The 26,300-nt window shown below is 43.3% G+C and carries 22 protein-coding genes; 6 read left to right on the top strand and 16 right to left on the bottom strand.

Annotated elements, in window-relative coordinates:
- Positions 1 to 17: 17 nt before the first annotated feature.
- Genes HMO_RS0108405 through HMO_RS0108385 form a run of 5 tightly spaced genes read right to left on the bottom strand, consistent with a single transcriptional unit; the run spans position 18 to position 3,222 of the window.
- Entirely contained in the window at positions 18 to 815 is a 798-nt protein-coding gene (locus HMO_RS0108405; RefSeq protein ID WP_010301393.1) for a metal ABC transporter permease, read from the bottom strand.
- Entirely contained in the window at positions 808 to 1,518 is a 711-nt protein-coding gene (locus HMO_RS14410) for an ATP-binding cassette domain-containing protein (protein WP_075261233.1), read from the bottom strand. Before HMO_RS14410 ends, HMO_RS0108405 begins: the two co-directional genes overlap by 8 nt.
- 51 nt (positions 1,519 to 1,569) lie before the next feature.
- Positions 1,570 to 2,076: an SH3 domain-containing protein gene (locus HMO_RS0108395; protein WP_010301387.1), complete on the bottom strand. Its 507-nt coding sequence runs from the start codon at positions 2,074 to 2,076 to the stop codon at positions 1,570 to 1,572.
- A gap of 7 nt (positions 2,077 to 2,083) precedes the next feature.
- On the bottom strand, positions 2,084 to 2,569 hold the full coding sequence (gene dut, locus HMO_RS0108390) for a dUTP diphosphatase (protein WP_010301384.1): 486 nt from the start codon (positions 2,567 to 2,569) through the stop codon (positions 2,084 to 2,086).
- 8 nt (positions 2,570 to 2,577) lie between these two features.
- The gene (locus HMO_RS0108385; RefSeq protein ID WP_010301381.1) at positions 2,578 to 3,222 is read right to left on the bottom strand and encodes a class I SAM-dependent methyltransferase; all 645 of its coding nucleotides are present in this window, start codon (positions 3,220 to 3,222) and stop codon (positions 2,578 to 2,580) included.
- A gap of 613 nt (positions 3,223 to 3,835) precedes the next feature.
- On the opposite strand from HMO_RS0108385, the gene HMO_RS0108380 reads away from it, so the two are divergent.
- Positions 3,836 to 4,441 (top strand): hypothetical protein, encoded by a 606-nt coding sequence (locus tag HMO_RS0108380; protein ID WP_010301378.1) that lies wholly within the window; start codon positions 3,836 to 3,838, stop codon positions 4,439 to 4,441.
- A 517-nt stretch (positions 4,442 to 4,958) separates the two neighbouring features.
- Here HMO_RS0108380 and HMO_RS0108375 read toward each other — a convergent pair.
- Positions 4,959 to 5,792 carry a hypothetical protein gene (locus tag HMO_RS0108375; RefSeq protein ID WP_010301375.1) on the bottom strand — a complete coding sequence of 278 codons (834 nt, stop codon included), beginning with the start codon at positions 5,790 to 5,792 and terminating at the stop codon, positions 4,959 to 4,961.
- A gap of 300 nt (positions 5,793 to 6,092) precedes the next feature.
- Between HMO_RS0108375 and HMO_RS17040 the strand changes: the two genes are divergently transcribed.
- The 3 genes from HMO_RS17040 (at position 6,093) to HMO_RS0108360 (ending at position 8,253) form a co-directional block, all read left to right on the top strand.
- Positions 6,093 to 6,266: a hypothetical protein gene (locus HMO_RS17040; protein WP_175282105.1), complete on the top strand. Its 174-nt coding sequence runs from the start codon at positions 6,093 to 6,095 to the stop codon at positions 6,264 to 6,266.
- Between the two features lie 65 nt (positions 6,267 to 6,331).
- Positions 6,332 to 7,693: a phosphoglucosamine mutase gene (gene glmM, locus HMO_RS0108365; RefSeq protein ID WP_010301367.1), complete on the top strand. Its 1,362-nt coding sequence runs from the start codon at positions 6,332 to 6,334 to the stop codon at positions 7,691 to 7,693.
- The gene (locus HMO_RS0108360) at positions 7,690 to 8,253 is read left to right on the top strand and encodes a sugar transferase (protein ID WP_010301364.1); all 564 of its coding nucleotides are present in this window, start codon (positions 7,690 to 7,692) and stop codon (positions 8,251 to 8,253) included. Before glmM ends, HMO_RS0108360 begins: the two co-directional genes overlap by 4 nt.
- A 14-nt stretch (positions 8,254 to 8,267) precedes the next feature.
- Here HMO_RS0108360 and HMO_RS0108355 read toward each other — a convergent pair whose 3' ends face one another.
- The 6 genes from HMO_RS0108355 to HMO_RS0108325 all read right to left on the bottom strand — a co-directional run bounded on the left by HMO_RS0108355 (position 8,268) and on the right by HMO_RS0108325 (position 17,119).
- On the bottom strand, positions 8,268 to 9,803 hold the full coding sequence (locus tag HMO_RS0108355; protein WP_010301361.1) for an ATP-binding protein: 1,536 nt from the start codon (positions 9,801 to 9,803) through the stop codon (positions 8,268 to 8,270).
- 588 nt (positions 9,804 to 10,391) lie between these two features.
- Positions 10,392 to 12,872 carry a DNA topoisomerase (ATP-hydrolyzing) subunit B gene (gyrB, locus tag HMO_RS0108345; RefSeq protein WP_010301356.1) on the bottom strand — a complete coding sequence of 827 codons (2,481 nt, stop codon included), beginning with the start codon at positions 12,870 to 12,872 and terminating at the stop codon, positions 10,392 to 10,394.
- Between the two features lie 500 nt (positions 12,873 to 13,372).
- Positions 13,373 to 13,693: a Grx4 family monothiol glutaredoxin gene (grxD, locus tag HMO_RS0108340; RefSeq protein WP_010301354.1), complete on the bottom strand. Its 321-nt coding sequence runs from the start codon at positions 13,691 to 13,693 to the stop codon at positions 13,373 to 13,375.
- Positions 13,694 to 13,702: 9 nt separating this feature from the next.
- Positions 13,703 to 13,936 carry a BolA/IbaG family iron-sulfur metabolism protein gene (locus HMO_RS0108335; RefSeq protein WP_010301351.1) on the bottom strand — a complete coding sequence of 78 codons (234 nt, stop codon included), beginning with the start codon at positions 13,934 to 13,936 and terminating at the stop codon, positions 13,703 to 13,705.
- A 2-nt stretch (positions 13,937 to 13,938) separates the two neighbouring features.
- Complete coding sequence (locus HMO_RS0108330; protein WP_010301348.1) at positions 13,939 to 14,763, bottom strand: phosphoribosylaminoimidazolesuccinocarboxamide synthase; 825 nt, start codon at positions 14,761 to 14,763, stop codon at positions 13,939 to 13,941.
- A gap of 91 nt (positions 14,764 to 14,854) precedes the next feature.
- Positions 14,855 to 17,119, bottom strand: a complete 2,265-nt coding sequence (locus HMO_RS0108325) for a DEAD/DEAH box helicase (RefSeq protein WP_217490999.1) — start codon at positions 17,117 to 17,119, stop codon at positions 14,855 to 14,857.
- A 654-nt stretch (positions 17,120 to 17,773) separates the two neighbouring features.
- Here HMO_RS0108325 and HMO_RS0108320 point away from each other — a divergent pair.
- Positions 17,774 to 19,303, top strand: coding sequence for a PAS domain-containing sensor histidine kinase (locus HMO_RS0108320; RefSeq protein ID WP_010301342.1), 1,530 nt, complete (start codon positions 17,774 to 17,776; stop codon positions 19,301 to 19,303).
- Positions 19,304 to 19,352: 49 nt separating this feature from the next.
- On the opposite strand, the gene HMO_RS0108315 is transcribed toward HMO_RS0108320, so the two are convergent.
- Both HMO_RS0108315 and HMO_RS16795 read right to left on the bottom strand, forming a co-directional pair.
- The gene (locus HMO_RS0108315; RefSeq protein ID WP_083821272.1) at positions 19,353 to 23,936 is read right to left on the bottom strand and encodes an ankyrin repeat domain-containing protein; all 4,584 of its coding nucleotides are present in this window, start codon (positions 23,934 to 23,936) and stop codon (positions 19,353 to 19,355) included.
- Positions 23,863 to 24,120 (bottom strand): hypothetical protein, encoded by a 258-nt coding sequence (locus HMO_RS16795; RefSeq protein ID WP_010301337.1) that lies wholly within the window; start codon positions 24,118 to 24,120, stop codon positions 23,863 to 23,865. Before HMO_RS16795 ends, HMO_RS0108315 begins: the two co-directional genes overlap by 74 nt.
- 193 nt (positions 24,121 to 24,313) lie before the next feature.
- Between HMO_RS16795 and HMO_RS0108305 the strand changes: the two genes are divergently transcribed.
- The gene (locus tag HMO_RS0108305; protein ID WP_010301336.1) at positions 24,314 to 24,682 is read left to right on the top strand and encodes a hypothetical protein; all 369 of its coding nucleotides are present in this window, start codon (positions 24,314 to 24,316) and stop codon (positions 24,680 to 24,682) included.
- Between the two features lie 123 nt (positions 24,683 to 24,805).
- On the opposite strand, the gene HMO_RS0108300 is transcribed toward HMO_RS0108305, so the two are convergent.
- Together HMO_RS0108300 and efp are read right to left on the bottom strand one after the other, a co-directional pair.
- A complete protein-coding gene (locus HMO_RS0108300; protein WP_217490998.1) occupies positions 24,806 to 25,609 on the bottom strand; it encodes an inositol monophosphatase family protein in 804 nt (267 codons plus the stop codon).
- Between the two features lie 99 nt (positions 25,610 to 25,708).
- The gene (gene efp / locus HMO_RS0108295) at positions 25,709 to 26,272 is read right to left on the bottom strand and encodes an elongation factor P (protein ID WP_010301332.1); all 564 of its coding nucleotides are present in this window, start codon (positions 26,270 to 26,272) and stop codon (positions 25,709 to 25,711) included.
- Positions 26,273 to 26,300 lie beyond the last annotated feature (28 nt).

The raw sequence follows: 26,300 nt of genomic DNA, 5'->3' as shown, positions 1-26,300 counted from the left end.
AAAATTGCAACATATTTTTAACCTTTTTTGCTAAAAGTTGCGACAACCATGCTCATGAGCGCCGTTATAACAACCACAGGCCCTGTGGGCAAATCGAGATAAAATGATACTAAAGTCCCAATAATAAAAGATAAGATAGCAATTAAGCTACTGCCGATGGCCATCGTCTCGGGAGAGCGGCTAAAGCGTGAAGAAGCAGCTGCCGGAAAAATCATTAAGGCCGGAAGAAGTAACGCCCCAATAATCTTGAGTCCGATAGCCGTAACTAAAGCGATAAGTGCCAAGAATAGGGCTTGTGTTGTTTGAATCGATATCCCTGAAGTGGCGGCTAAGTCTTCATCCATAGTCACCAATAAGAGGGACCGCCATATAAATGCAAAAATGAGCGGTGTGATCAAAGCAATAGCCAAGACCCAGTATAAATCGACAGCTGTAATACTAAGAATTTCGCCAAATAATATGGCATCAGGTTTAACACGCAACTCAGGATAAAGAGCAATCAAACATAATCCTATTGCCAAGCCTCCATAAGAAACAGCACTGAGCCAGGTATCTAAAGGATAAGCAGAGGTGCCGCGATGCCGCGAAAGAATGAGAGCTGCCACCAATGACACTCCAATTACAGCCAATTGCAGTGGAATCGGCACCATAGCTCCAATGACCACCCCTATCAGTGCCGCATGGGCCATGGCATCACTAAAAAATGCCATCCGGCGCCACAACATGAAGCACCCAAGCACACCTAATGGAATAGCTAACCCTACTCCAGCCAACAAGGCGCGTTGAATAAACGGCTGTTGAATAAGTTCAATCATGGTTATGATCTCCTTGGCAGGAATGATCATGACGATGGCTATGATGGTGGGTATAAATTGCTAACGTAGAGGCCACTTCCTTAGCGCCAAAGAGCTGAGCATAAGAAGGATGACTCTGGACATCTGAGGGGGTACCAGAGCAGCAGATATGATGATTAAGGCAGATGACTTCATCGCTGGCAGCCATAACTAAATGTAAATCGTGTGACACCAGAACAACCCCACAGCCAATTTGGTTTCGCAGCTGCGCAATAAGATGGTAGAGATCAGACTGGCCTATAATATCTACTCCTTGCGCCGGCTCATCTAGAACCAATAGATCGGGATTTTGCAGTAAAGCCCGGGCTAAGAGAATTCGTTGAGTTTCTCCCCCGGAGAGCACCTGCATTCGCCGCATCCTTAAATGGCAACTGCCGACCTTATGAAGCACCTGCTCAATTTCTCTCCCCAGTTTTTTATTGTTTTGTGGTGTGGCCAACTCTAAGAATCTTTCGACTGTGATAGGGAGTAAGGGATTCAGCTTAAGCTTTTGAGGGACATATCCGATTTTGAGGCCTTTATGGCGCTGAATTAAGCCGGCCGTCGGTTTATAAAGCCCTAACATCAATTTAATTAAGCTGGTCTTGCCGGCGCCGTTAGGCCCAATAATGGTGGTAATTTTACCCTTATAAATTGTTAAATTGATATCATTTAAGATGGGCATGCCTGGGCTAACGGCATAGATGACATCTGTAAGCTCAATAAGATTCACAGATCAAACCTTCTCTTCGTGGTCATACACCCCCCAAATCGCTTTTTTTCGCATCCATCCGCTATAATTTTTTGCTTCAAGTTGGCACCAGTCTTTCTCACATTTTTTAATTTTCGCAATGAAGCCAGGCTCAAGATAAGCAATAATTCGGGCATCCTTATTAGGCTTACTCCGCAATTTACGACGTCGCTGTTTAATAATGGCCGTCCTTTTCCCCGATAATAGGCTTTTATGCACCCAACTAACTGTTCCATCCGGGTCTTTGATTTGACGCCAGGTATCAAATTCCGCCACAATTTCAATGGGTAATCCCTGGCGGGTATATGTCCATTCAATTGGATAGCTTTTTCCCGGACCAACGTGGACGTTAACTTTATTCGACCGGATTGAAGCAAATCGCGGCAAAGGTAACTTTTCGGAGGCCGCGAAAACTGCGCTGATTCCTAAGAAACAAGCAACAGGGATCACCCAACTTTTTGAAGTATGGTAAAGTTTCCCTGCTCTTGCCATTTGTTAGCTATCCTTTTAACCCTGTTGATCCAAAACCACCTGTCCCTCTTATGGTTACCTCTAAGCCCGTGACCTGATTCCAGTCGACGCGCTCATGCTGAGCTATAACTAACTGCGCAAATCTTAAGCCCCGTGTGATGATGAAAGGTTCCTTACCCAAGTTGGTCATAATCCCCATAATTTCACCGCGATAATCAGCATCAATTGTCCCGGGGGCATTTAGAACAATAACTCCATTTTTAAGCGATAAACCCGAACGAGAGCGCACTTGCGCTTCGTAGCCCTGCGGCAAAGCAATAGCAATCCCTGAAGGAACTAGTTTAATGTCCCCCGGCTGTAGAGTAATATCCTCAGTGATCGCAGCATACAAATCAAGCCCAGCACTTTGGTCGGTTGCATAACTTGGCAATGGCAAGTCTTTTCCATGAGGAAGTTGTTGAATGTCTACTTTTAAATTAGTGACAGTTTCAGGTTTTAAAGAAGGTATGGTCATGTCAGTTCTTATTTCTTTCGTGCACTATGGATACAGGATACACCAGCCATAAAATTTTTCCAATCGACGTCCACAAAGCCGGTACTTTTTAACAGATCAGCAAACTGGGATTGCGTGGGAAAGCGTCGAATACTTTCAACCAGATACTGGTAAGAATCGCGATCTTTTGCCACGATCTCTCCCAGACAAGGCAGAATATTAAACGAATAAGCGTTATAGATTTTTTCCAGGAGCGGCAATTGCACTTGGCTAAATTCTAAACAAACAAAGTAACCGCCAGGCTTAAGCACGCGATAGGCCTCAGCTAAAGCCTTGCTAAGATGAGTGACATTGCGCATACCAAAGGAGATCGTGTAAATATCATATTGCTCATCCGCAAAAGGCAAACATTCAGCATTGCCGCAGGCCCATTCCAATTGTGTGATATGGCCGCGATCCAACGCTCGTGAACGCCCCACCTCAATCATGTTCGGCGTTAAATCGCACACCGTAACAGAAGGGTTCAAATAGGGATAAGACTCTAATATTTTGAAGGCAATATCTCCCGTACCACCGGCCACATCTAAAATACGCGCCTGAGGTTTAAGGGGTAACGCACGCACAAACTGGGATTTCCAATAGCGATGAATCCCCAGACTCATTAAATCATTCATCAAATCATACTTGGCGGCCACCCCCGAAAAACATCCCGCACCCGGCGCGTCCGTTCGTGTGGCGTAGTTGATTGAAAACCAAAAAAGTTTTGAATCATCCGTTATGGGTCCCTGTTTTATAGTCTAATCAATTAGAAGTGAATTGATTTCATAGAAAATTAGCGATAATCCTGCCTCACTATGACATTCCGTTGCCAAAGACGCAAGCATCGTTCAATAATCGAGGCCATCGATTTTAAACCTTAGCGGGACCAGCCATGCAAGTTTATCTGCAAAGCTCCTTCTTTCATAGTCACTGCGATTGTTAGAAATTTAAGTTCCCCTGTCGGTTTGCTAAGCCGCTCCTACGCTTGGATGAATGCAGATGCTTCCCCTAAGGCTACGTACTAAGGGTACTTAGGTAGATTTACCGGATTGGAAAACCGTCTGATAGAGGTATTATTCCACTCAGGAATGACAGAGATTCTTTTCATCGACGATGAGTGCCTTTAAAAGCCTGAAAGAGAAGAGAGCGCTATAATTCTAGAAAAATAATTAGCTCCCCCGCCAGCATTACGGCTTATTACGGGCAAGCTAATTAATATAGAAAAATATAAAAAGAGAGAGTTTAGAAATGAATTTTAGAAATACAATTGCGGCCGGACTGATGCTGCTGTTTGCCCATACGCCTCTGGCGAGTGTTGCTGCTATGCAAACAAATTATTATGCTGAACAAGAAATAGATTTCAGGAGCCGCTCTTTGTCCAGCTTACATCTAATGTCGAGCAATGACTTTGAGCATGAAAGGGTATTCCTAAGAAACCTGACCAGTCAGAAATTTAATATAATAAAGTCCCTCTTAAAAGAGGCCCTTGAAATGCATGACGCGGAAAGTAATCAATTTACGATGGGGGATCCTGCTATTCACTATTTAAGTTATTCCATTGATGAAAGATCAAAGAGATTACAAGGTGCCGTTGATTTATTCATGTATGATGTTGCTCGCACAGGCCTAGTGGTTGTGGAAAGATTTGGTCGCCCTCACCACAAAGAACTTGCGCCGTTGATGGCCCCTGCCTACAGAGAGAAAGCAGAGAGGTACTGGTCTCGCAGACAGGACTTGGCAGAAGAAGATGAAAGAATGGTGGCAGAGGACCAGCAAGCGCTTTATGACGAAGAAACGGAAGGAATGGAAGACTGGGAACTAGCCTTTATGGAGGGCTATGAAGGAAGAGACTAATTAGGTCTTAAAAAACAGTTACCTAGCCTCAGGGACGAGCAAAGGCCTACTTTCAGCAAGGCCTTTGCTTAACTCTTTTTTAAAAAATATTCAGCATCATTTAATTCACAGAAAAATGCAAAATGCAGATTTCAATTTTATAAATTAATTTACAGTTATTTCCGCTCTTAACAGAAAGATGCTATAAAATATACTTGGCAACTAAAAAAATGCAGAGAATGCGCTACTGAGATAGTGTGTGGGAAAGCTGAAAGTTATAATGGCAAAGACTGGGCAGACGTAAAAGGTACGGAGAAAAAAGTTGATATACCCGCCGGCGCAAGCTTTTAACTTAGCGAGGAAGGATTTATCCATCCTCCCTTTTAACATTTTATTGCCCTCAGATAGCCTCTTCAGCAAGCCTTCATTATAACGGCAGACTCTGCTTCCTTGATTACGAAAGAGGAACTATATGCGAGTTACCGATTACGTAAGCTAAAGCCGCCAGATAACAAGGGAAAAGACGAGAGGTCGCCCCTTACTTGCTCTGTTGGCTATTGCGGCGTTCTATCCGTTCCTGCAACTCCATCTGAAGAGGATCATCATAGAGAGGAATAGGCGGGATATTAGCTTCCTGGCGATTTTTTTGAGTCTCGGGAAAGGATTTCTTATACCCCCTAGCTAGGGACAAAACATGCTTATGAAAATCTTTATCTTCAATAAGGTAACTATATTTACCGTCGACAAAGAGATCGGGGTCTTCTCGATAATATTTAATGATCTCTCGGAAGAAGCTATCGTCCAAGTGCCCCTTTCTTATCATATAATTAAATATTCCCAGCGTAGCTTCATCCCCTATTAAAGCACACCTTAAGTCAAGATCTGCTTTCTTTTTAAGCATTTCATCAGCTAAATCTCCTCTACCTTTATACTCATAGAAATTCGATAACTCTCCTAATATCCGGGATAAATCTTCCTCATCGCCGCCTCCCTGTTTTTCTATAGTCTCGATATCGCTTAAGCGCCTCGTCTCATAAAGCCACTCCTTCTCTTGCCAAGTTAAAGTACTGACATCAGCCTGGGGCCCTGCCTTCTCAAATATAGTTTCCTTAATTTGCTTACTTCGCTGTGGTTCATAGAGTTTTGAGGTAAAATCTTCAGGAGCCTCTTCTTCCTCCACCTTTTGCTTTTTCGTGGAGGGCTCCGCTGCTGACTCTTCAGCATGACTCTGTGAAGGCACCGTTAATTCTTCAAGCGGCCGCTTACCGGCAGAAGTTCCGTGCTCAGGCTTCTCACTGCTCTGAATAGGAGTTATTGACAAGGCAGAAGCCCATAAACCTAAGAGATATGTGTTGAGGGTTAGCTTAAACATGACCATCCTTCCTTATTATAGATTCTAAAAGAAGTTCCATTGTCCCAGCAGGATTTTGGAAATCTACAAGAAACGAGTCTTAACCTAGCCTCTCTTTTAAAAGAAGAAAAGCAACTCATTTAAGGAATTATTTTCCCTTTTATGACCTAATAAGACTAATTGGCGCTCTCCAAACTCCACATGAAAATCTTTTATTTTATGCGATAAATTAACAGTATATGTTCTTTGTTCAAAAACTTTGCTAAAATGCCCAAATCAGAGATCTTTTTTAGTTCTCACAACAATTTAGGAAAAACCAAAATGCTTGAAGATACCATTGTCTTAATTAATGATCTGCATACAACCATCACCACCTACTGGCTTAATCATCCCATTTTTACCGCCATTATTGGGGGCTTAATTGCCATTAGGCTCGGTTGGGCGATCTTTAAGGCCGCACGACAGTTGATTAAAGTTCTGTTTGCGCGGTCATAACTCTTGTCGTTTTCCTCTGAGAGGGTTATTTTGATGCTGTTAACATTTATAAATCTGGAAGTTTAATGTCTGAACAACAATCTCGCACTCTTTTTGGCACTGATGGCATTCGAGGGAAAGCGAATCAATATCCAATTACCCCAGAAATGATGCTCAAGACGGCCATGGCTGCAGCTCAAATTTTTACGCGCGGCTCCCATCGCCATAGTGTTGTGATTGGCAAAGACACGCGCCAGTCAGGATATATGATTGAAACTGCCTTAACCGCAGGCTTTGCGGCTATGGGCATTGACGTTGCTTTGGTCGGCCCGTTGCCGACACCCGCCGTCGCCAATCTGACCCGCGCTTTGAGAGCAGATTTGGGAGTCATGATCTCTGCTTCCCATAATCCCTACCATGATAATGGGATAAAGTTTTTTAATTCTGAAGGCAATAAACTCAATGACAGTGAAGAATTGGCTTTAGAGCAGCTAATTCTCGAAGGGAAGTTTAATTTAGCTGATCCCTATCATGTGGGCAAAGTTAGACGGATTGATGATGCCATGGGTCGCTATGTGGAATACGCTAAAGCTACCTTACCTCGCTCAATGCGCTTAGACGGCTATAAAATAGTTGTCGATTGTGCCCATGGCGCCGGCTATAAAGTGGCGCCGAAAGTTCTCTGGGAACTGGGCGCTGATGTTATCAGCATTGGTGTCGCTCCGGATGGTATCAATATTAATGAAAATTGTGGTGCGACCTCTCCGGCCGCTCTCAAAGAGGCTGTCATAAAGCATAAAGCCGATCTAGGCATTGCCTTAGATGGAGATGCTGACCGCTTGATCATGGTTGATGAAAACGGCAGTGTGATTAATGGTGATGCGATTATGGCGTTAATTGCGACGTCATGGCATCAGTATGGCCTTTTAAAAGGGGACAGCATCATTGCAACACAAATGTCGAACCTGGGCCTGGAGCGTTATCTTAATAAGTTAGGATTAGGATTAATTCGTACAGCTGTAGGCGATCGCTATGTTATCGAAGCGATGCAATCCCATGGCTGCAATGTTGGCGGCGAGCAATCAGGTCACTTGATTTTATCAGATTATTGCACGACTGGGGATGGATTAATTGCAGCCTTGCAGGTACTGCGCGTGATTGCTGAAAATCAACAAAAACTGTCTGATATTGGCCAACCCTTTACGCCGGTTCCGCAATTTATGCGTAATGTCCGCGTCTACAATCAAAGCATTATGGATGAAAGCGAGATTCAGGACACTCTGCTTAAGGCTGAAAAGAGTTTACAACAAATGAGTGGTCGCTTGCTAGTCCGCCCTTCGGGCACAGAGCCTTTGATTCGTGTCATGGCCGAAGCCGACGATCAACAGGCAATTATGAACATCGTTCGGCAAGTGGAAGAGGTTATTGTAAGGGTCAACAACCAATGAGCAAACGTTTATTGGATATAGCGATCGCTATAATCTGCTTAATCATATTTGCTATTCCGATTTTACTAATTGCAGTGGCGGTCAAAGTTACCTCAAAGGGTCCTATTCTGCATTGGTCGGAACGCATTGGGCGCTATGGTCTGCCCTTTTATATGCCAAAATTTAGATCGATGTGGGTCGATACCCCTCAAGTAGCGACTAGCCTTTTAATAAATCCATATCAATTCTTAACCCCTATTGGTAGCTTTCTTCGCAAATCGAGTATGGATGAGCTACCACAATTATGGTCGATTTTAAAGGGCGATATCAGCTTCGTGGGTCCACGCCCTGCTCTTTATAACGAACACGAATGGCTGGAAATGCGCCGCCTAAAGGGGATTGATCAGATTCGGCCTGGATTAACAGGGTGGGCACAAGTTAATGGCCGTGATTCATTATCAGTGGCGGAAAAAATCAAATTCGAAGAAGAGTACTTGAAACGTCAAAGCTTATCGTTTGATCTTTATATTCTATGGCTGACTGTCATCAAAGTGATTGCACGTGAAGGCATAAGTCATTAGGCAGATGTTTGCTTTCAACGAATGCTTTTAGGAAATAGCAAGTAAAAAGTTGCCCCTTGTCCCATCTGAGAATGACACCATATCTTGCCCTTATACAAGTCCATGATTTTACGGCACGCAGCCAAGCCGATCCCACTTCCTAAAGCATCTGGTTTCGTATGTAGGCGTTTACCAAGTTCAAAGATATAATCTTCTGCCTCTTTTGGAATTCCTATGCCGTTGTCTGAAATGGTATAGACGACTGCAGAGGCAAACTTTTTAGATCGAATCTGAATGCGCGGAAAGTTCTGATTGTATTTAATGCTATTGGTAATAAGGTTTTCCAGAATAGCTGCTATGTGTTCTTGCTTTACCTTAAGAGGATGAGCTTGTACCACGTCAATATGGCACGAGGGTTTGATCGAGGAGGCATAAATAGGAACCAGCGTCCTTTCCAGAAGTTCTGCAACATTGGTATGCTCTTCTGCTAAGTCGGCTCTGCTTAAACCCAGCAGGGATAGGTTTCCGATGCCTTTTACAAGGTCATGCATCCTCTCCACGGCAGCCTTAATAGACTGCATAATACATTTTCCTTCCTGGTTAGTATCTTGCAAGTAGGTGCTTTCTAAAATCTCCGTATACATCTTAAACGCTCGCAAGGGTTGAGCCAGGTCATGACAAGCAAAAGACGTAGCCTCTTCCAACAGTTGGTTACTCTTCTTAAGCTCAGTAATAACCTGAGCAAAGTGGTGTTGCTCGCTTTTAGCTATTTGCTCTGCTGCATGGAAAGGCGTCGTATCCATAGCAATGCCAATAAACTTTTCTATCTCCCCCTTTGTACTGAAAATTGGAAAACGATAAAAAGTAATATGGCGCCAGGAATTATCGTCCAGCAAGTAACGGAAGTCACCGTAATTAATTGCTGCCCCCTCGTGAGGATCATACACTTTCAACATTTTATCCTGATCTTCAGGATGAATCCGTGAAAGAAGGCGCGAAGGATCTGCTAAATAGTCCTCTAAAGACATCTCATAATATAGTTTAAAGTTAGGACTCACGTAATGAAGATCCTTGGGATCTGCAAAACTTAACCATACAAGGGCACCCAAATGGTTAATGATTTTTGCATAGTTCTCCTTAAAGCTTTGTTCAAGTGAGGCTTCTTGCACTGTCTGACTATAACCACTAATTTGATTGCTATTTTCAGGACAAGGATACAGCTCAAAATACAAGCGCAATCTCTTTGAATTGGTTTTCCATATAGTTGTAAAATTTATGTTTGAAATTTTTGAGCTAAAAAGTGAGTCTAATTTACTTATAAAGCAAGCATTAAATTCGGAATCTCCAATAAAATCTACCAAGTTTCGGCCTATCATTGCTGATCTTTGAAGCTGAACCGTCTCCAATAGCACATCAGACACGGATAAGATTTTTCCTTGATGATCAAGCGTAATAAGACCGAAATTATATTTTTCCAATATTTTATCAATGATCCTTCCCTCCTTAGTATGTGGGTCATCAAAGAGGTCGATATAATTGCGCTTTTCTTGAAAAGAATTGAGAGTAGTCACGGGGCTTTCTCGCTGTTTTATTCTCTAGTTGCTGCATATAACAATGAACCGCTGCACTGGATTTAAGGTGAACTTAAGTAATTTTAGAACCTAATTTTAATGCAATCCTCATCTCTGCTTGATCTTTAATGAAACAATTTTTCTTTGCAAGAGCGGTTAACAAAAATTTTCTGAATGAAGTTTTTTTATTATTGACAATATTAAGAAAACGAATTTTTGTTACGCGGATTGCCATTAGTTATAACAATGCTTACGGTACAGTTGATTAAAGCTAGAAAGCTTTTAAAAAAGAGATCTTGAATAGCTCTGTGAGCACGGTACTAACTTTGCCTACTAACAATACGACCGCTCCTAAAACCTATTGTATTATTATAACCCATATATGCCTATTTTCTATAATATCGCCTAACCTTTCTTCTTTCTTATGAGTGAAAATAGAAAGGTTAAGAATGATTAGTTGAGGGATATAAGTGGACAATTTAAAGGGGCGGTTATAAAAGGGAATATTACCCTTATGCAATTCTGATCCCCGCCCTTCTGTTACAAAAGGTTAAAGCAAGATTTACCTATCGCCTATTATCGTCTATTTTAAGCATCCAAGTTAACAACCTTAAGGGCATTAGCCTGAATGAAATCACGGCGCGGTTCAACCACATCCCCCATTAAGGTTGAGAAGATTTCTTCAGCTTCTTCCATATGGTCCATTTTTACTTGGAGCAAGGTTCGAGCTTCAGGATCAAGCGTGGTTTCCCACAATTGTTCCGCGTTCATCTCACCTAGTCCCTTGAAACGACTGATGGCAATACCTTTGCGACCTTGCTCGAGCATCGCATCCCCTAAATCACTAGGACCGGTAACAGACACAGCGGTATCTTTAACGGTAAAATGGCCAGGGGTATGGAAAAAGTCAACCAATTCTGTTTTTAAGGTTAAAAGCGCTCTGACTTCGGGTGTCCGCAAGACACTATCATCAATTCGCCAGCTCTCAGAAACACCCGCGACAGTATGCGTGAAAACCATATCATTCCCAGTGCGCTGGGCCGACCATTTTTGTCGGTAAGCAGGCTTGCCGACGGCTTGTAAAGCGGCAGAAGCATTATCAAGGCGCGCTACTACTGCCTCCAATTCCATTGCTGGATTTTCAAACAACCCGGCAAACAACGCTTGCTCAATTAATAGAGGCTTATTAACGCGCCGCGTTAACCCTTGAACACTATGATAAGCTTTCATAATAAGATCTGCCAGCGATCTAAAAGCCGTCCCAGAAATAGGAGCTCCCCCTGCTGGCGTAAAACTAGATTCATTACAAGCGGCCTCAAGAAGGTAAGTCTCCATGGCTCTCTCATCCTTTAGATATACCTCTGACTGGCCACGCTTGACCTTATAAAGGGGGGGTTGAGCAATATAGAGATAACCACGATCAATTAACGGTTTCATCTGACGATAGAAAAATGTCAACAACAAGGTACGGATGTGACTACCATCGACGTCCGCGTCCGTCATAATGATTATCTTGTGGTAACGCAATTTATCAGGATTAAACTCTTCAGCGCCAATGCCTGTCCCTAAGGCTGTAATTAAGGTACCGATTTCAGCAGAGCCCAGCATTTTATCAAAGCGAGCTCTTTCAACGTTCAAAATCTTACCCTTGAGAGGTAAAATTGCTTGGAAATGACGGTTACGCCCCTGCTTAGCGGAGCCCCCTGCCGAGTCACCCTCAACAATAAAAATCTCACTTTTCGAAGGATCACGTTCTTGACAGTCAGCAAGCTTTCCAGGTAAAGAAGCTAAATCCAGAGCCCCTTTTCGGCGCGTCAGTTCACGGGCTCGTCTGGCTGCTTCTCGGGCCGCTGCCGCTTCAATAACCTTGCCAATAATACTTTTTGCATCGGCTGGATTTTCTTCAAACCATTGATCTAACGCTTCAGAAACGATATTTTCGACGGCGGCGCGGACCTCTGAGGACACTAACTTGTCTTTAGTCTGCGATGAAAACTTGGGGTCGGGAACTTTTACTGACAGCACACAAATCAAGCCTTCGCGGGCATCTTCACCACTGACAGTCGTCTTATCTTTTTTGCCCATCGGGGAATGCGCCAAGTAATTGCTAATGGTGCGAGTTAAAGCAGCTCTGAATCCAGCTAAATGGGTGCCGCCATCGCGCTGAGGAATGTTGTTGGTAAAACACAACATCGTTTCGTGATAGCTGTCGGTCCATTCTAAAGCGATTTCAACGCTAGCCTTATCCTTGGTCCCAGAGGCCACAATTGTTTTACTCTGCAAGGAATTCTTACCACGCTTCAGATACTTAACAAACTCTTGGATGCCGCCCTCGAAGTGAAGCTGGATCTCATAGGGCTCTTCACCGCGCTCATCGCGAAGGATAATATTAACGCCTGAATTGAGGAAAGCCAGCTCTCTTAGCCGATGTTCAATGGTAGCTCGGTCAAACTCTGTAATAGCAAATGTTTCCTTAGAAGGCAAAAATCTGACTTCTGTGCCATTGGTATTAACATCACTGATGACCGCAAGCGGTGCTTCAGGTACGCCGTGGCGGAACCGCATAAAGTGCTTTTTACCATTGCGGCAAACAGTTAATTCGAGTGTCTCCGATAAAGCGTTAACCACGGAAACACCAACGCCATGCAATCCACCGGAAACCTTGTAAGAATTCTGATCAAATTTACCGCCGGCATGCAACTGAGTCATAATAACTTCCGCTGCTGAAATTCCCATTTCAGGATGAATATCGACAGGCACACCCCGCCCATTGTCACGAATGGTTACAGAATTATCGGCATTAATAATTACATCAATTCGATCACAGTAACCCGCTAAAGCTTCGTCAATCGCATTATCAACGACCTCATAAACCATATGGTGTAAACCTGTCCCATCATCGGTATCACCAATGTACATCCCGGGACGCTTTCGCACCGCATCCAATCCCTTTAAAATCTTAATAGAGTCAGCAGTGTAATCTGCTCCACTTTCTGGAATAGAATCAAGGGTTTCTTGGGTATTCTGAACTGTCATCGTTTTTGCTACCATTAATATAATTTGACGCATAGTTGAGTTAATCTATGTTAACCCAACTACCATCAGAATCCTAGTCAAAAAGGCGACAACCCTTGAGATTAAATTGATTAATACAGAGGGAGGACTCTCAGATACCTGATCTGATTTTTTATTAATTATCTAAGTAGGGCGTTAAAATGCAAATAGCCAATAATTAGTCGATTCAGGGCTACAATTATACCTTGGCCTTTTAAAAATTTGCTATATCTAAAAGCAAGCTTTTGGGCACTGCCGCTTACAAGCTTACTTTACAAGAAAATTGATATGATAGCTGCACGACTGAGAACCAATCATGCCAGAAAATTATACGTTCTCATTTAACACTTTAAGTGTATAACCCCTTAAAACCATTTGTAGGAGTAGCGCAAAATTAGCAAGTAAAAACCGTCCCCCTGCTTAAAGCGTTACATCTTTCATTTTCCAGTCGGGCAAATTTGTAGAAATCTGGGGCACTTTAATTATTCTAGAACTTGCCCGTGAGCTTGTAACCACTACAGATTTTTGTCCTCTAACAGTTGACGTAACTCGCCTGTTTGGTACATTTCTCTGACAATATCGCAGCCACCAATAAATTCACCAGCAATATAAAGCTGTGGAATTGTTGGCCAATTACTATAATCTTTAATGCCTTGGCGAATTTCTGAATCTAGCAAAACATTTACAGTTTTAAAAGGTTTATTGAGTAGCTTTAGAATCTGCACAACTACCGCCGAAAAGCCACATTGTGGCATTTCTGCATCCCCTTTCATAAACAAAACGATTGGCGTTGTTTTGATCTCTGCCTCTATTTCCGCCTGGATGTTTCTATTCATTGACTAACCCTATTCTTTTACAACGGTTGTAAGTGCGAGAGCGTGGAGCTGTCCGCCCATACGCCCTCCTAAAGCTTGATACACGAGCTGGTGTTGCTGCACACGTGTTTTCCCTGCAAATACAGCAGATTTTATGGTTGCAGCATAATGATCACCATCACCCGCTAAATCTTTAATTTCGATATCTGCATCTGGCAGCGCAGTTTGGATAAGATTATGAATCTCATCAAGCATCATGGCCATATTTATACACCTTTCTCCACAACCCCAAAGTTCTCTTGCAACTCAAGGGGACCAGAATCCCCGAGGATTCTAAATCGGCGAGCAATTTCTTGATACCGCAAAGCTAACTCTTGCGGCGCCCGATCATCTTGAGTCCGCCCATCTAAGCGTTCACCGGTTCGCAAATCTAAAAGTGAACAAGTATCAGGGGTAATTTCATCAATGATTAAGACCCTTGATTCTTCGAAATAGTCCCCTTGAAATAGTCGGCCGAATTCTAATGTTACATTTAACAACCGCACCCCTATTGCAAAGAACTGACCGCTTAAAAAGTCGTTGACGCGACGGGCTATCAGCATAATATCCTCGACCTCGTCTCCGTGCGCCCAATCTAAGGCTTCCACATGCTCAGGAGCGATGATAGGATATTCTAACTCGCGGGATTTATGGGAAAGCTCAACAATTGGTTTTACCAAAATTTCATGATCACCGAAGCCGAGACGTTCAGCAAATTCATCGGCGGCAACATTATGCACAGTGACCCGAAAATTATAGGGATCAGCTATACGAATAAGCTGTTCCGACATATTAAGACGCCGCACAAAGTGGGTTTCGAGCCCCATATCATTAAGGCGCGTCATGAAAAGTTCAGACAGCCGATTATTTAAAGCCCCTTTACCCGCAATTGTCATCTTATTTTTGTTTAAGGGAGCAAGCGCATCACGAAATTGCATAACATAAGCGCCGGACTCCGTTGCATCGAATAAAGTCTTACGGGTTCCCTCAATCACTTGACGGCGCCTTGGCGATGCCCCCCGATTAAGTAGAGAACGAAAGCTAATGGCCATGTGGATAATCCTTTTTCTTAGTTACCTTTAAAATAGGCTCTCCTCTTTTAAAATACAAGAGGCATTAATCCCTATCCTAGAATGTCAACACTTAAGGCAGCGGCTCAAATAATGCTTCTAAATCATCCGCATTAAAGAGACCATCATTTTCTTTTTGGCCATCAAATATTCCAGACAACAAGGAAGCTTTGCGCTGCTGCATTAGCATAATTTTCTCTTCGACCGTACCAATGGTGATTAACTTATAAACGAATACTGGTTTGTCTTGGCCGATACGGTAAGCTCGGTCTGTTGCTTGGTTTTCTACCGCTGGGTTCCACCACGGGTCAAAGTGGATCACAGTATCCGCCGCAGTTAAGTTTAACCCTGTTCCTCCCGCTTTTAAGCTAATCAAGAAAACAGGAACTCGCCCCGATTGGAATTCTTCAATCGGCGTACCGCGATCTTTGGTCTGTCCTGTCAACTTGGCAAAAGGAATTCCAATTTGCGCTAATTCCTCCTCAATTAAAGCAAGCATGCTGGTAAACTGGGAGAACAACAGAATCTGACGCCCCTCAGCAATCATACCGGGCAAGGTATCCCGCAAAAACTGAACCTTAGCTGATTCCAAGACGCCACGTGCGGCTTCTAATTTAAGTAATCGGGGATCACAACATACCTGACGTAATTTTAATAACGCATCAAGAATAACAATATGGCTTTTATTAAGGCCTTTTTCTTGAATTTCTTGGCGCACCCTTTCGTGCATCGTTAGACGGATACTTTCATAAAGAGCACGCTGCTCAGGCTGCAATTCAATATTTTGTATGATCTCCGTTTTAGGCGGCAATTCAGAGACCACTTGCGACTTTGTTCGCCGCAACATAAAAGGCTTTATCCGGCGCGCCAGATTTTCACGACGCACATCATCATTCTGTTTTTCAATGGGGACACGGAAGATCTGGTTAAACTTCTTCTGATCACCGAGAAAACCGGGCATCAAGAAATAAAACAGAGCCCATAGCTCGCCGAGGTGATTTTCCATAGGCGTACCTGTTAAGCATAAACGGTGACGGGCATTAATCTGCTGTACCGTACGATGAGCCATGGTATTGGGGTTCTTAATAACTTGAGCTTCATCAAGGATCAACATATGAAACTCATGCTTAATTAGAAACTCCTTATCCCGAGATAATAAAGGGTAAGTGGTCAAAATTAAATCATGGGAATGAATTTGATCAAACAGGTCTTTGCGCTCTTGGCCATGCAATGTTAACACCTTAAGCTCGGGTGCATATTTTGCTGCCTCATGACGCCAGTTTACCATCAAACTTGTGGGCGCCACGACCAGGATGGGTTTATCCATCCGCCCTGATTCTTTTTCCTTGAGGATATGAGATAAGGCTTGCACTGTTTTACCCAGACCCATGTCATCAGCCAAGATGCCATTAAGATTATTCTCGCGCAAAAATTGCAGCCAACTTAAGCCTTGACCTTGATAGCAACGTAATTCGCACTGCAAGCCTTTAGGCGGCTCTACCGGTGTAATTTTAGTAAAATCTTTAAGCTTTGCCCCGAGCTCACGCACTTGCTCATCGCCAAACCAACGCATCTGTGCGGCTTGCATGGCCGCTTCTATTTCCACTAATTGTGTGGATTGCCAGGATGATAAGCGTAATTTTCCTTCATCAGTTAAGGAATCAGCATCATGAAGCTCAATTAAAGTCTGGGCAATAAAGCGGATTTTATCGGCAGGCACCGGCAGCAAACGTCCATCTGTCAACGGAACATAGATAACGCCCCCTTCTTTAGAATTTAGAGCTGACTTAAATTGGTCTTTTGCTCCCTCTTCGCGGAGCATACGGACAAGTAGTGGCAGAATATTAACCCGCTCGCCCTCGATCATCATTCCTAGTTCCAGATCAAACCAGTCCGTTGTGGTACTCAGAGCCTTATCAAGATTTGCGTACCATTCTCCTTCTATTTCCACAGGTCGAAACGGGAAAGAATCATCAACTGTTACAACCCAACCTTGTTCTTGCAGCTTGGGCATATGCACTAAATAAAATTCTCGCGCTAACTGAGCTATGCTGTGATCCCCATCAACCAGCACATGGGTGGCTTTGGCCAGATTGTTTGGGTCAATCACCGCCCCGAGCGTCTTAATAGGCACCCAGCCAATTGCCAGAAGCTGGTCAATATAGGGCTGTAACTCTGCATCACTACCCCCTTCAGCGCGTACCGTACGACCGCCTTGCTCGGCCGACAAATCAGCCATAATACTGACGATCCCCTTGGCCGCTGACCAAGGTTTATCCTTGACTTTTACTTCACCAGAAAACAAGTAAAGCTTAGGAATTAACACAGTATTTGTCACACTTATTATTTCAGAATTCAAGGAGTGGGCGTTGGTTACCATTGTTCTAGATTCAATTACTTAACTCGTCACAATCATCAAATGAGTATAGACTATTTTCTCTTATGCTGTCTATATGAATTTAATTGATGGTCCTTACCAGCTCCTTAAATTTTAATGCTGAGGCGCTTCTGGCTAGGATTAACCTCACCTTTCCTCACTTGCAAAACTGATATCCCCTCCCCCTCATGCGTTCCCCTTTTATTATTCCTTTTTAGCTTCCTCCAGCATTAGCCGCTCTTGCTGTGGTTCCCCTTAAACTTAGCCTAAAATTTTAGTCGGACCTTTCAATTTAATGTCTTCCAACAAAAGAAGAAAGACTGCTACAACGTTATTTTTTGTAAAAATTTTACGCTAAAGTCAGCTCGGCTTATTGTTGTATAGATAAAACCGTTACTAAAAAGGTGATATGCATCTCCATAAATGATAGATAAGCATCTTTGAGATCAGATGTTAGTGTCCGCTTTAAACTTAGAAACATTTATAGAAACAGTAATAATCAAACATACAACCAGAAGCTATAGAAGAATATTATGAGTCAGAATAAAATTTAAAGCACCTTTCTCGTTTATAGTTATAATAGTTTTTTCTTCTGCGTCCGAGGGGGGCCGTCTTATGGAAAAAAATCATTCGCTCTTTTTTGAGGATTTCTATAATAAATCTCCGCAATTAAGATTAATGGCTATCAACAACCCTTACAATTTTAAAATTGTAAACTATAGCCCCTCTTTATTAGAAACCTTAGGCTATACGCCAGAAGAAATGACCCAACTCCCTTCAAGGCAGAGCCTTTATCATCCCGATTGTTATGATATGTTAGAAGGCGCTATGAACTTATGTCTACGACAGGGATTTTTAAGGGATTACCCTGTAATCCTTAGCACCAAACATGGTGACAAAGTTTTTGTAAGCCAAGATGTTTTGACCACAAAAGATAAACAGGGGAATATTTTATTCTATCATTGTTTTTATAGAAAGAGGGGAAGCAATCTTGATCCCATCATTGAACACGAACAACAAATTCTTGAGTCTTTAAACAAATCTTTTATTGAATCTCAAGAGTTTTACCAATATTTTTACGACTTTTATGAAAACGCCCCTGATATGTTTGCCTATATTGAAGGAACAGGTGGCGAAAATATAGATAGCGTTGGCATAACGAATTGCAATAATACTTTTGCCCAAAAATTAGGCTATAGCAAAAATGAAATCCTTTCCTTGAGCATGCAAGATCTTTACCATCCGGACTGTCTAGAAGAGATTGCGCGGATGAGAGCCTATTGTATGGAGCATGACGAGATCAAAAATTGGGAACTGACTCTCAAAAAGAAGAATGGTGAAAAGCTTCATGTCGCTTTAAGCGCTCGCAGAAAAAAAGATGATAACGGCAACACTCTTGGCTGCATTAGTCTATGGCGTGATATTTCAGACCTGGTCGAAACCCGCCAGAAGCTGCAAAATACTAATGAATTATTAGTCCGCCAGAACGAAGAAATAAAATCGCTTATGCATCTTATTTCCCATGATATTCAGTCGCCCATAAGAGCGATTTACAACTTTACCCAGTTCATTTTAGATGAAAGCAGCAAAGTTCTGCCTGAGAGTGTCATCGATTTTCTCAACCGAATTCAAACCAATGTTATGCGGCTTCAAAGCCTGACCCGCGACCTTCTTTCCTTTTTTATTGGGGGCGAAACAGTGGGCATCGAGGAAACGGACGTTTCCAGCATAATTGAGCAAGCAGTATCTTACCTTGACATCCCGCCAACAGTAAAAATAACGCTTGAGTGTAAGGTACCGCCTTTTAAAGCGAAAAAGATGCTGTTATCTCAGGTGCTGTGTAATCTAATTTCAAATGCTGTCAAATACCATCCGATTCCTGAGCAAGCAGAAATATATATAAAAGTTGAGGATGATTCCGATTATTGGCGCTTTATTGTCAAAGATAATGGTATTGGCATTGCACCCCGATTTCATCAGACGGTCTTTGAGCCTTTAACCCGCCTTAAGATTGCAAAGAATGTGGATGGTAGTGGCTTAGGGCTGGCCATCGTTAAAAAGCTTATTACCCAAGAAGGCGGCCAGATTAGCTTAATCTCGCAAGAAGGCAAAGGAGCGACCTTTGCCTTTACCTGGCCCAAGTAAAAGGTTAGACCGATTAAAAGCGAGTCGCTCTGCTTTACCACCGACTTTACTAAACCTCTCCTACGAGCATCGTCCCCCTATTTTCTTTTGAAGATGTTTTTTCCCCATTTAGCGCTGGCTCAGATGCTAATTCTTCTTCTCCATTTATCGTTGGTTCAAGCAAAGATTTATTATATTCATCCACCTTTTTAGGATCGGCTCCATATGCAAGCAGCACCTCAACAATCTTCTCATTTCCTGATCTTATTGCTATCGAGAGATAAGGTTCACCATATTGATTAACCCCGTTAGCATCAACCCCATGAACAAGCAGCAGCCCAACAATTTTTTCATTGCCGTTACTTATTGCTTTTTCAAGGTAGGAATCACCATATTGATCAGCTTCATTAACATCCGCTCCGTAAGCAAGTAGCAATGAAATAATCTCTTCGTTACCTCCTCTTATTGCTCTTCTAAGAGGGGACGTGCCATATTTATCCCTCCAATTAGGGTTAGCCCCATGAGTCAAAAGCAATTTAACGAGCGTAGCCCTTTCATTTATTATACTCGTATTCAGAAGATCATCCTTTGGAAGTTCTGAAATATCCGCCCCATGAGCAAGGAATAGCTTGACCAGTGATTCGTTGCCAGAAGATAGTGCCCAATTTAAAATTCTAAATATAGCTTTCTGCGAGCTCTTCTCTAGATTCAGGCTTGCTCCCTTAGCAAGGAGTAATTCAATAATGGACCGTTGAGCTGATTCTATTGCTAAATCAATAGCAGTACTTCCATCATTACGAGCTGCATTAACATCTGCACCGTGGGAAAGTAACAGTTCGGCGATTTCCTCATAGTCTTCTAGCACTGCAAAATGCAAGGCTGTGCCCCCATCTTCACGCGCTTCATTAACATTTGCACCGTGAGAGAGCAATAAATTAACGACCTCCTTATGACCGAATTCAGCTGCTAAATGCAGAGGCGTAATATGGTACATATTAATGGCATTAACGTTAGCACCTTCGGAAAGTAGAAAAGTAATAACCTCACTTTGCCCTTTCACAGCTGCTTTATGTAAAGCCGTACTGCCCAGGCTATTAGTTGCCTCAATTTTGACGCCTTTAGAAAGCAACCACGCGACAGCTTCTTTATGGCCGTTCTCAGCTGCTTGGTGAATAGCAGGTATTCCTTTATCATTACTCCAGTTCACATCGGCACCATAGTTTACCAAGATCTCCATAATGTGAGTCAAGCCTCGAGCAGCTGCCACCAATAAAGGCTGATTAGGATTAGCCCCCTTGTTCAGCAAAAGCATGATCACTGCTTCCAGATTAGGAACATTATTTATAATTGCCCGCGAAAGCGCCGTCTGCTCATCCTCCAACAAACCATCGGAATGCTTCTGATAGTAATCCTGAGCTATCTTGAGCGGTTGATTAATTCGATCCGGATAAGTTTCAAAATAATTAGCTAAGCCGGCCGTATCTCCTTGATCAATTAAAGGCAATAACACATTAGACTCATCAAGCTGATAAGAATTGCCAGTAATACCTTCATAGCCAGCCTTATAAAGGTTTTGTAAGACCGGTTTGCCATTGTGCAGCATTCCTGCTTCTGTATCTCGATGCTTTTGCAGCCATTTACTGAGGTCCTCATCGACGAGCGCTTGTAATTTCTGATGATATTGCTGTTGATACTGAGCAAAGGGTAAACGTTGATATTGGCGAATCTGCACCAGTTGCTGATTATGGAAGTATTCAGGCTTCAAAAACAGCCTCACTTGCAGATTGCGGAGCTCACTCTTATCTTTCCAATTATGGCCTGCTGTTAAGGCGGTTATGAATTGCTCAGGGTTAGTACGCAGCAAAGATAAGGTGGGGCTCAGCTTAGACGTTAAGGCGCCCTCAATATTAATATTCCAGATATTGCCGGCGCTGACCGCCGTGTAGCCGACCTCATCGACAATAGCAGGATTAATAAAGATCTGATAAAGACGACCATTATCTTTCTTATACTGCTCATACACAGTCAATAAATCTTCCCAGCTGCGGTCAATGCCTAAGCTGACAGCAAATGCACGGAAGAGTTTTGCATAATCAGGGGGACTAACTGATTTAGAGGCATGAAATAAATAATAGCGGCAAGAGGTCCTGTTATCTTCACTCCCAAATAGGGAGGCATTGACCGACAACCCCATATCTTGATAATGTTTGCCACCTTTATGAGCATAGTTACTTAATTGGTCACCCTCCTGGAAGCACGCAATAAACTCCTCAACATTATTGATCCCCGCAAACGCTTGATCCAGCGCCCTTAAGGTTGGATTACTTTTTGGCCCCATAGCCTGCAAGCGTTGACGATAAGCGCTGAAGACATCATAGAGGAATGCCATCATATCATCGGTAGCATGATAAAACACATACCAATTCTTATACTTCTCTTCTGTTTCTAAGGCCTTTGCCAAGGTTGACAGGAAGTAGTCATCCCGGGTTGCATCTAACTCTTTGCCTAAATTTAGCAAGTGGCCGCCCTGGGCAAAGTAAGCTTCAATTTGCTGTTTTGGCTGCCCTTTGAACTGGCCAAAGGTTGGCTCGCCCAGCGTTAGCTTGAGATAAGCTTGAGACTGGGTCAAATTCCCAAGGCCGGGGCCCTGAGGAATAAGGACATCCTTTTTCTGCTGGCGCCCTTTTATCTCCCCTAAAGCTTTAGCTTTCATCACCACCGCATCCGCATATTGCTCCTGATCAGTGCGCGCATTAAGGGCGACAGTTTCTTTGATACCATTGCGGGTGCGGGTGGTAAGAATTTGACCGGCAGCATTCTGCCCAAACGGGACCTTATCGTTGGACAAAGCCGGGTTAACAGGATCCCACGCCACCTTTCCTATTTCTTCTTCCCCGCGGGTATGACGCGGCGCTGGCCGTTTTACAGCTGTTAAATCTGCAAGAGCTTTCTTAATCGGAGCTTGTTGCAACATCCGGTACAGCGGCGCGTGCAAAATAATGTTGTCGCCAACTTTGACGGTTTCTTGGCCTTCTTCTGTGACTTTTGCGGCCGGGTTATCTAGAGCGGCCACCACCTCTTTTAGTGGCACCCATAGAAACTGCGTATATTCTTTTTGATGGCTATCTAAAACTGTATTAAGCTTTTCATTAAATGTTTGCGCCGGAATATGGTCATAAGGGGCAAGATACATGCGATACAAGGAGCCATCAGGATTTTCTAAGTCATGGGACGGCAAGCGCTGTAGCTCTGGCTCCGTATAAATGAATAGCCCCATGGATTCTTCTTTAGTTTCACGCACCGCTGTGGCCGCTAAGGTCGGGTCAATGGCCCCTTGCGAAGGGTCAATATCACTCTTCCCGCCCAGGTTACCCCACCACTGATGGCGCCGACGCTGACCTAAGAGCACGGCCAGTTCGTTGGTTACTGGATCCCGGCTATAGACCAAAATACCGGCAGCCGCTTGGGCATGCGGCTGATTATAAGCTGAGGCAATCGGTGATTTGGTGGGCTCGTGATAGCGTTGAGCCAAGTATTGAAGACGGGCTTGCAGCATCTCACGCAGCTCTTGTGGATCTTCTAAGTCGATCTCTTTAGCGATTTGATCTAAGGTAGCAAACAACTTGGGGGCCTTTGCTAACAACTCCTGAACTTGGCGACGGATCTCTTGTTCAGAAATATCGCCATAAACAAGAGCGGCACCGGGATTAATACTGCTATCCCGCAGAGTATCGAGTTCCTTGACTTCTTTCGCTCGCCAATTTGCTCCTTCCTGTTTGCGACCATTCACAGCCCGGTACCTTAAACTGTCGCCGTTATCAACACGCCACAGGGTGCCGTGAGTATCAATGACCACGTTTTTAAAATTGTCCACAGCAATATCTAAGTTGCTCAAAAACGCGTCCACGACAAAATGCTTCTGCATTTCTATTTTAGCATGCTGGGGATCAACTTGCTTAGCCGACTTAATGAAGCGGGCCACGCGGTAAGGGGCTAGGCCATTACAAGCGGTAAGTTGGTTGCTAAGGTTCCCAGGAACTTTGCTATAAACCATAAATTCTGGGACCGGCACCCCCAAGGCTCGATATAAACCATCGGCCAGAATTTCCTCTTTCATTTGCGGCATATTGCTGCCGCATTTAAATGTCCACCGTGTTTGGTCCTGATCTTCTAACACATAGACACCGCCAGAACCGCCTGACAGATGGCCTTTTAACTGGAGATCATCGCGCTGCTTTAAAAACAGCAGTCGTGGCAGATGACTTAACTCCGGCGTTTCTTTTAAAGCATGATCCATGTCCTGAAGATTGAGGGGTTGGTCATCAACGACAATCACACGCTTCGGAAGCATCGGGAGGGTATTTAGAAACTCAACAAGCTGCTGGCCTTTTTGCGGCAGCTTTCTGCCTTTAACTTGGCCATCGCGCTGATTAGGCGCATGGAGAATAGCGTCAAAATTAAAATTTAAAGCTTTTAGCTGTTCGGCAGTTTCTCCCTTATATTTTTCATGACGTGCCGTTAAAGCAATAAGGTAAATGCCTTTGGTGCGCCAGCTTGCCAACTGTTGCGGTAATTGCTGCTCAGTTAACTGGGGTAGTTGTCTTAGGATTATATTTATTCTTACCAGTCGCCGGGATAAGGATGGTATGGTCAATGTCTAAAACTACAAGGTCGCCTGGTTGCACTGGCGTTGGAGCAGGAAAAGCTTGCCCCCCTTTAGTCGCCGCTTCTAAATCCCTCACCTTTGCCAGAGGCGGAAAGAATTGAGCTGCTTGCCCGTCAACGATCAACAGTAAACTGAGCAAACCTACAAAACCTAAAGCTTTAGAAAAATACATCTCTCTTATCCGTGTAGCATGTACAGATGAGAAATATTCTAAGCTAACAAGGTAAAAGATTGATTAACAGTTCAACAAATAGCTGAACAGTTGGTTTTGCTGGTAAGGACGGATCAAAACGCGGCTATTTTTATTCTCCAGTGCATGTTATAAGTCATTTATAATGACTATAAGCTGATCAATAATTAATCAGATGAATAAAAAAATTAAGACTTTACTTAATATATTAATTGTTATCACTTTAATTTCTAATTTTATTCTGTTTATTCTGGCATTAGGGGGCGGTGGTGTGCTAAATGATTTGCTCCTCGCGTTAAATGAGATCCAGGCGTACGAGGCTGCTCTTAATGCAAAGACCCCTGCCTTACTTTCTGCCTCTAGCCAATATGAATTAGATTTCTTTAAAAGTTCCGCAGCCCTAAAAGACTATATTATTTACACTGAGCACCAGGTTCAATATCTGGAAAAACTATTTTTTCTGTCCATCTTCTTCCTTATTTTACTTATGGGTGCAAGAGCATATTTATGGTATGCAAATCGAGTAAACTCTAAACAGTCATAAGGAGTTCTGGGTAGCTCTTGGAGAGGATGTTAGATGACTATTTTCTCTTCTTGCTGCACAGGCTGGGTTTTAGGGGTCAAGCCTGGGCCCCTGATAGGTTAGCCCAAGCTAGCTTTTTAGGGATTAATCAAGGATTGCTTTTTTTAGTTCGGGGAAAACAGCTTCATTAGCAGCAATAATATTGCCTTTTTCAAGGAATGATTGCTCACCGTCAAAATCGCAAACATAGCCACCCGCCTCTTTAATAATGAGAGCCCCTCCGGCCATATCCCAAGCCTTTAAGCCGCTCTCAAAGAAACCTTCCAAACGCCCGGACGCGACATAGCATAAATCGAGGGAGGCACAACCGAAATGGCGCACACCTGACACTATCCCGACAAGTTTACGGAACCCATTAATAAATTTATCAGAGTTACCGCGTTTGCCATAGGGCGTATTGCAAGCAATCAAAGCTTCATCAATGTGTTGACGACCTGACACGCGTAAGCGTCGTTGATTTAAGAAAGCGCCACTGCCTTTTTCTGCCCAATATAATTCATCCACGACCGGATTATAGACCACACCCGCCACAATCTCGCCTTTTCGCTGTAAGGCAATAGATACTGAAAAATGTGGCATTCCATGGAGAAAGTTCGAAGTCCCGTCCAAAGGATCAACCAACCAAGTGTTATCAGCATCCTCACCGCGGATAGTACCTGATTCTTCTATAACAAAACCATAAGCAGGACGGGCTTTTTGAAGTTCTTGAATGATGATCTTTTCAGAACGCAGATCTGCAGTGCTTACAAAATCACCAAGACTTTTACGAGAAACCTGTAACTGTTCGATCTCTCCAAAATCGCGGATTAAGGCACGACCCGATTTTTGAGCTGCAGCCACCATCACATTTATTAATGCTGAACCTGTCAACATGCGTTGCGATGACATAATGATTCCTTTCTGAAAAAGACTAAATGCCCCCTGATTAACTCAGTAAAGGGCATAACATTAAAAGATAAAATTATAGAGTTATAAGTGCCAAAGCAATTATTTTGCGCGTTCAACATAAGTGGCATCAGCCGTATTAACAACAACCCGCATTCCTGCTTCAATATGTGGTGGTACCATAATTTTCAAACCGTTTTCTAAGACCGCAGGCTTATAGGAAGAACTTGCCGTCTGTCCTTTAACGACCGCATCTGCTTGATCAATGGTCAAAATCACCGTATCAGGCAGTTGGACGCTGATGGGGCGGCCTTCATGCATGGAAATATTGACAACCATGCCATCCTGCAAGAATGCAGCAGCATCACCGACGAAATCTGAAGAAATTGTAATCTGATCAAAGGTATCCTGATCCATAAAGACATAATCATCGCCTTCTGGATACAAGTATTGGAAAGGACGCTCATCCAGATGGACACGCTCAACAGTATCGGCTGACCTAAACCGCTCGTGGAGCTTTGTCCCCTCGATTAAGGCTTTCATCTCAACTTGCATATAGGCGCCGCCTTTACCCGGCTGTGTATGCTGAGTCTTAGTCACCACCCACAATTTGCCATTATAATCTAAGATATTACCAACCCGAATTGATACACCGTTAATCTTCATCGCACTATGATCCCTTATAAACTATCTG

The sequence above is a fragment of the Candidatus Odyssella thessalonicensis L13 genome (assembly GCF_000190415.1).
In the GTDB taxonomy this organism is placed as follows: Bacteria; Pseudomonadota; Alphaproteobacteria; order Paracaedibacterales; family Paracaedibacteraceae; genus Paracaedibacter; species Paracaedibacter thessalonicensis.
Note: the sequence above shows the minus strand (reverse complement) of the source record. Positions and strands in the feature narration are given on the sequence as shown.

Coding starts and splice junctions, on each gene's coding strand:
- HMO_RS0108405 (WP_010301393.1), bottom strand. CDS start 815: ATGATTGAACTTATTCAACAGCCGTTTATTCAACGCGCCTTGTTGGCT.
- HMO_RS14410 (WP_075261233.1), bottom strand. CDS start 1,518: ATGCCCATCTTAAATGATATCAATTTAACAATTTATAAGGGTAAAATT.
- HMO_RS0108395 (WP_010301387.1), bottom strand. CDS start 2,076: ATGGCAAGAGCAGGGAAACTTTACCATACTTCAAAAAGTTGGGTGATC.
- dut (WP_010301384.1), bottom strand. CDS start 2,569: ATGACCATACCTTCTTTAAAACCTGAAACTGTCACTAATTTAAAAGTA.
- HMO_RS0108385 (WP_010301381.1), bottom strand. CDS start 3,222: ATGAATGATTTAATGAGTCTGGGGATTCATCGCTATTGGAAATCCCAG.
- HMO_RS0108380 (WP_010301378.1), top strand. CDS start 3,836: ATGAATTTTAGAAATACAATTGCGGCCGGACTGATGCTGCTGTTTGCC.
- HMO_RS0108375 (WP_010301375.1), bottom strand. CDS start 5,792: ATGTTTAAGCTAACCCTCAACACATATCTCTTAGGTTTATGGGCTTCT.
- HMO_RS17040 (WP_175282105.1), top strand. CDS start 6,093: ATGCTTGAAGATACCATTGTCTTAATTAATGATCTGCATACAACCATC.
- glmM (WP_010301367.1), top strand. CDS start 6,332: ATGTCTGAACAACAATCTCGCACTCTTTTTGGCACTGATGGCATTCGA.
- HMO_RS0108360 (WP_010301364.1), top strand. CDS start 7,690: ATGAGCAAACGTTTATTGGATATAGCGATCGCTATAATCTGCTTAATC.
- gyrB (WP_010301356.1), bottom strand. CDS start 12,872: ATGCGTCAAATTATATTAATGGTAGCAAAAACGATGACAGTTCAGAAT.
- grxD (WP_010301354.1), bottom strand. CDS start 13,693: ATGAATAGAAACATCCAGGCGGAAATAGAGGCAGAGATCAAAACAACG.
- HMO_RS0108335 (WP_010301351.1), bottom strand. CDS start 13,936: ATGGCCATGATGCTTGATGAGATTCATAATCTTATCCAAACTGCGCTG.
- HMO_RS0108330 (WP_010301348.1), bottom strand. CDS start 14,763: ATGGCCATTAGCTTTCGTTCTCTACTTAATCGGGGGGCATCGCCAAGG.
- HMO_RS0108320 (WP_010301342.1), top strand. CDS start 17,774: ATGGAAAAAAATCATTCGCTCTTTTTTGAGGATTTCTATAATAAATCT.
- HMO_RS16795 (WP_010301337.1), bottom strand. CDS start 24,120: ATGTATTTTTCTAAAGCTTTAGGTTTTGTAGGTTTGCTCAGTTTACTG.
- HMO_RS0108305 (WP_010301336.1), top strand. CDS start 24,314: ATGAATAAAAAAATTAAGACTTTACTTAATATATTAATTGTTATCACT.
- HMO_RS0108300 (WP_217490998.1), bottom strand. CDS start 25,609: ATGTCATCGCAACGCATGTTGACAGGTTCAGCATTAATAAATGTGATG.
- efp (WP_010301332.1), bottom strand. CDS start 26,272: ATGAAGATTAACGGTGTATCAATTCGGGTTGGTAATATCTTAGATTAT.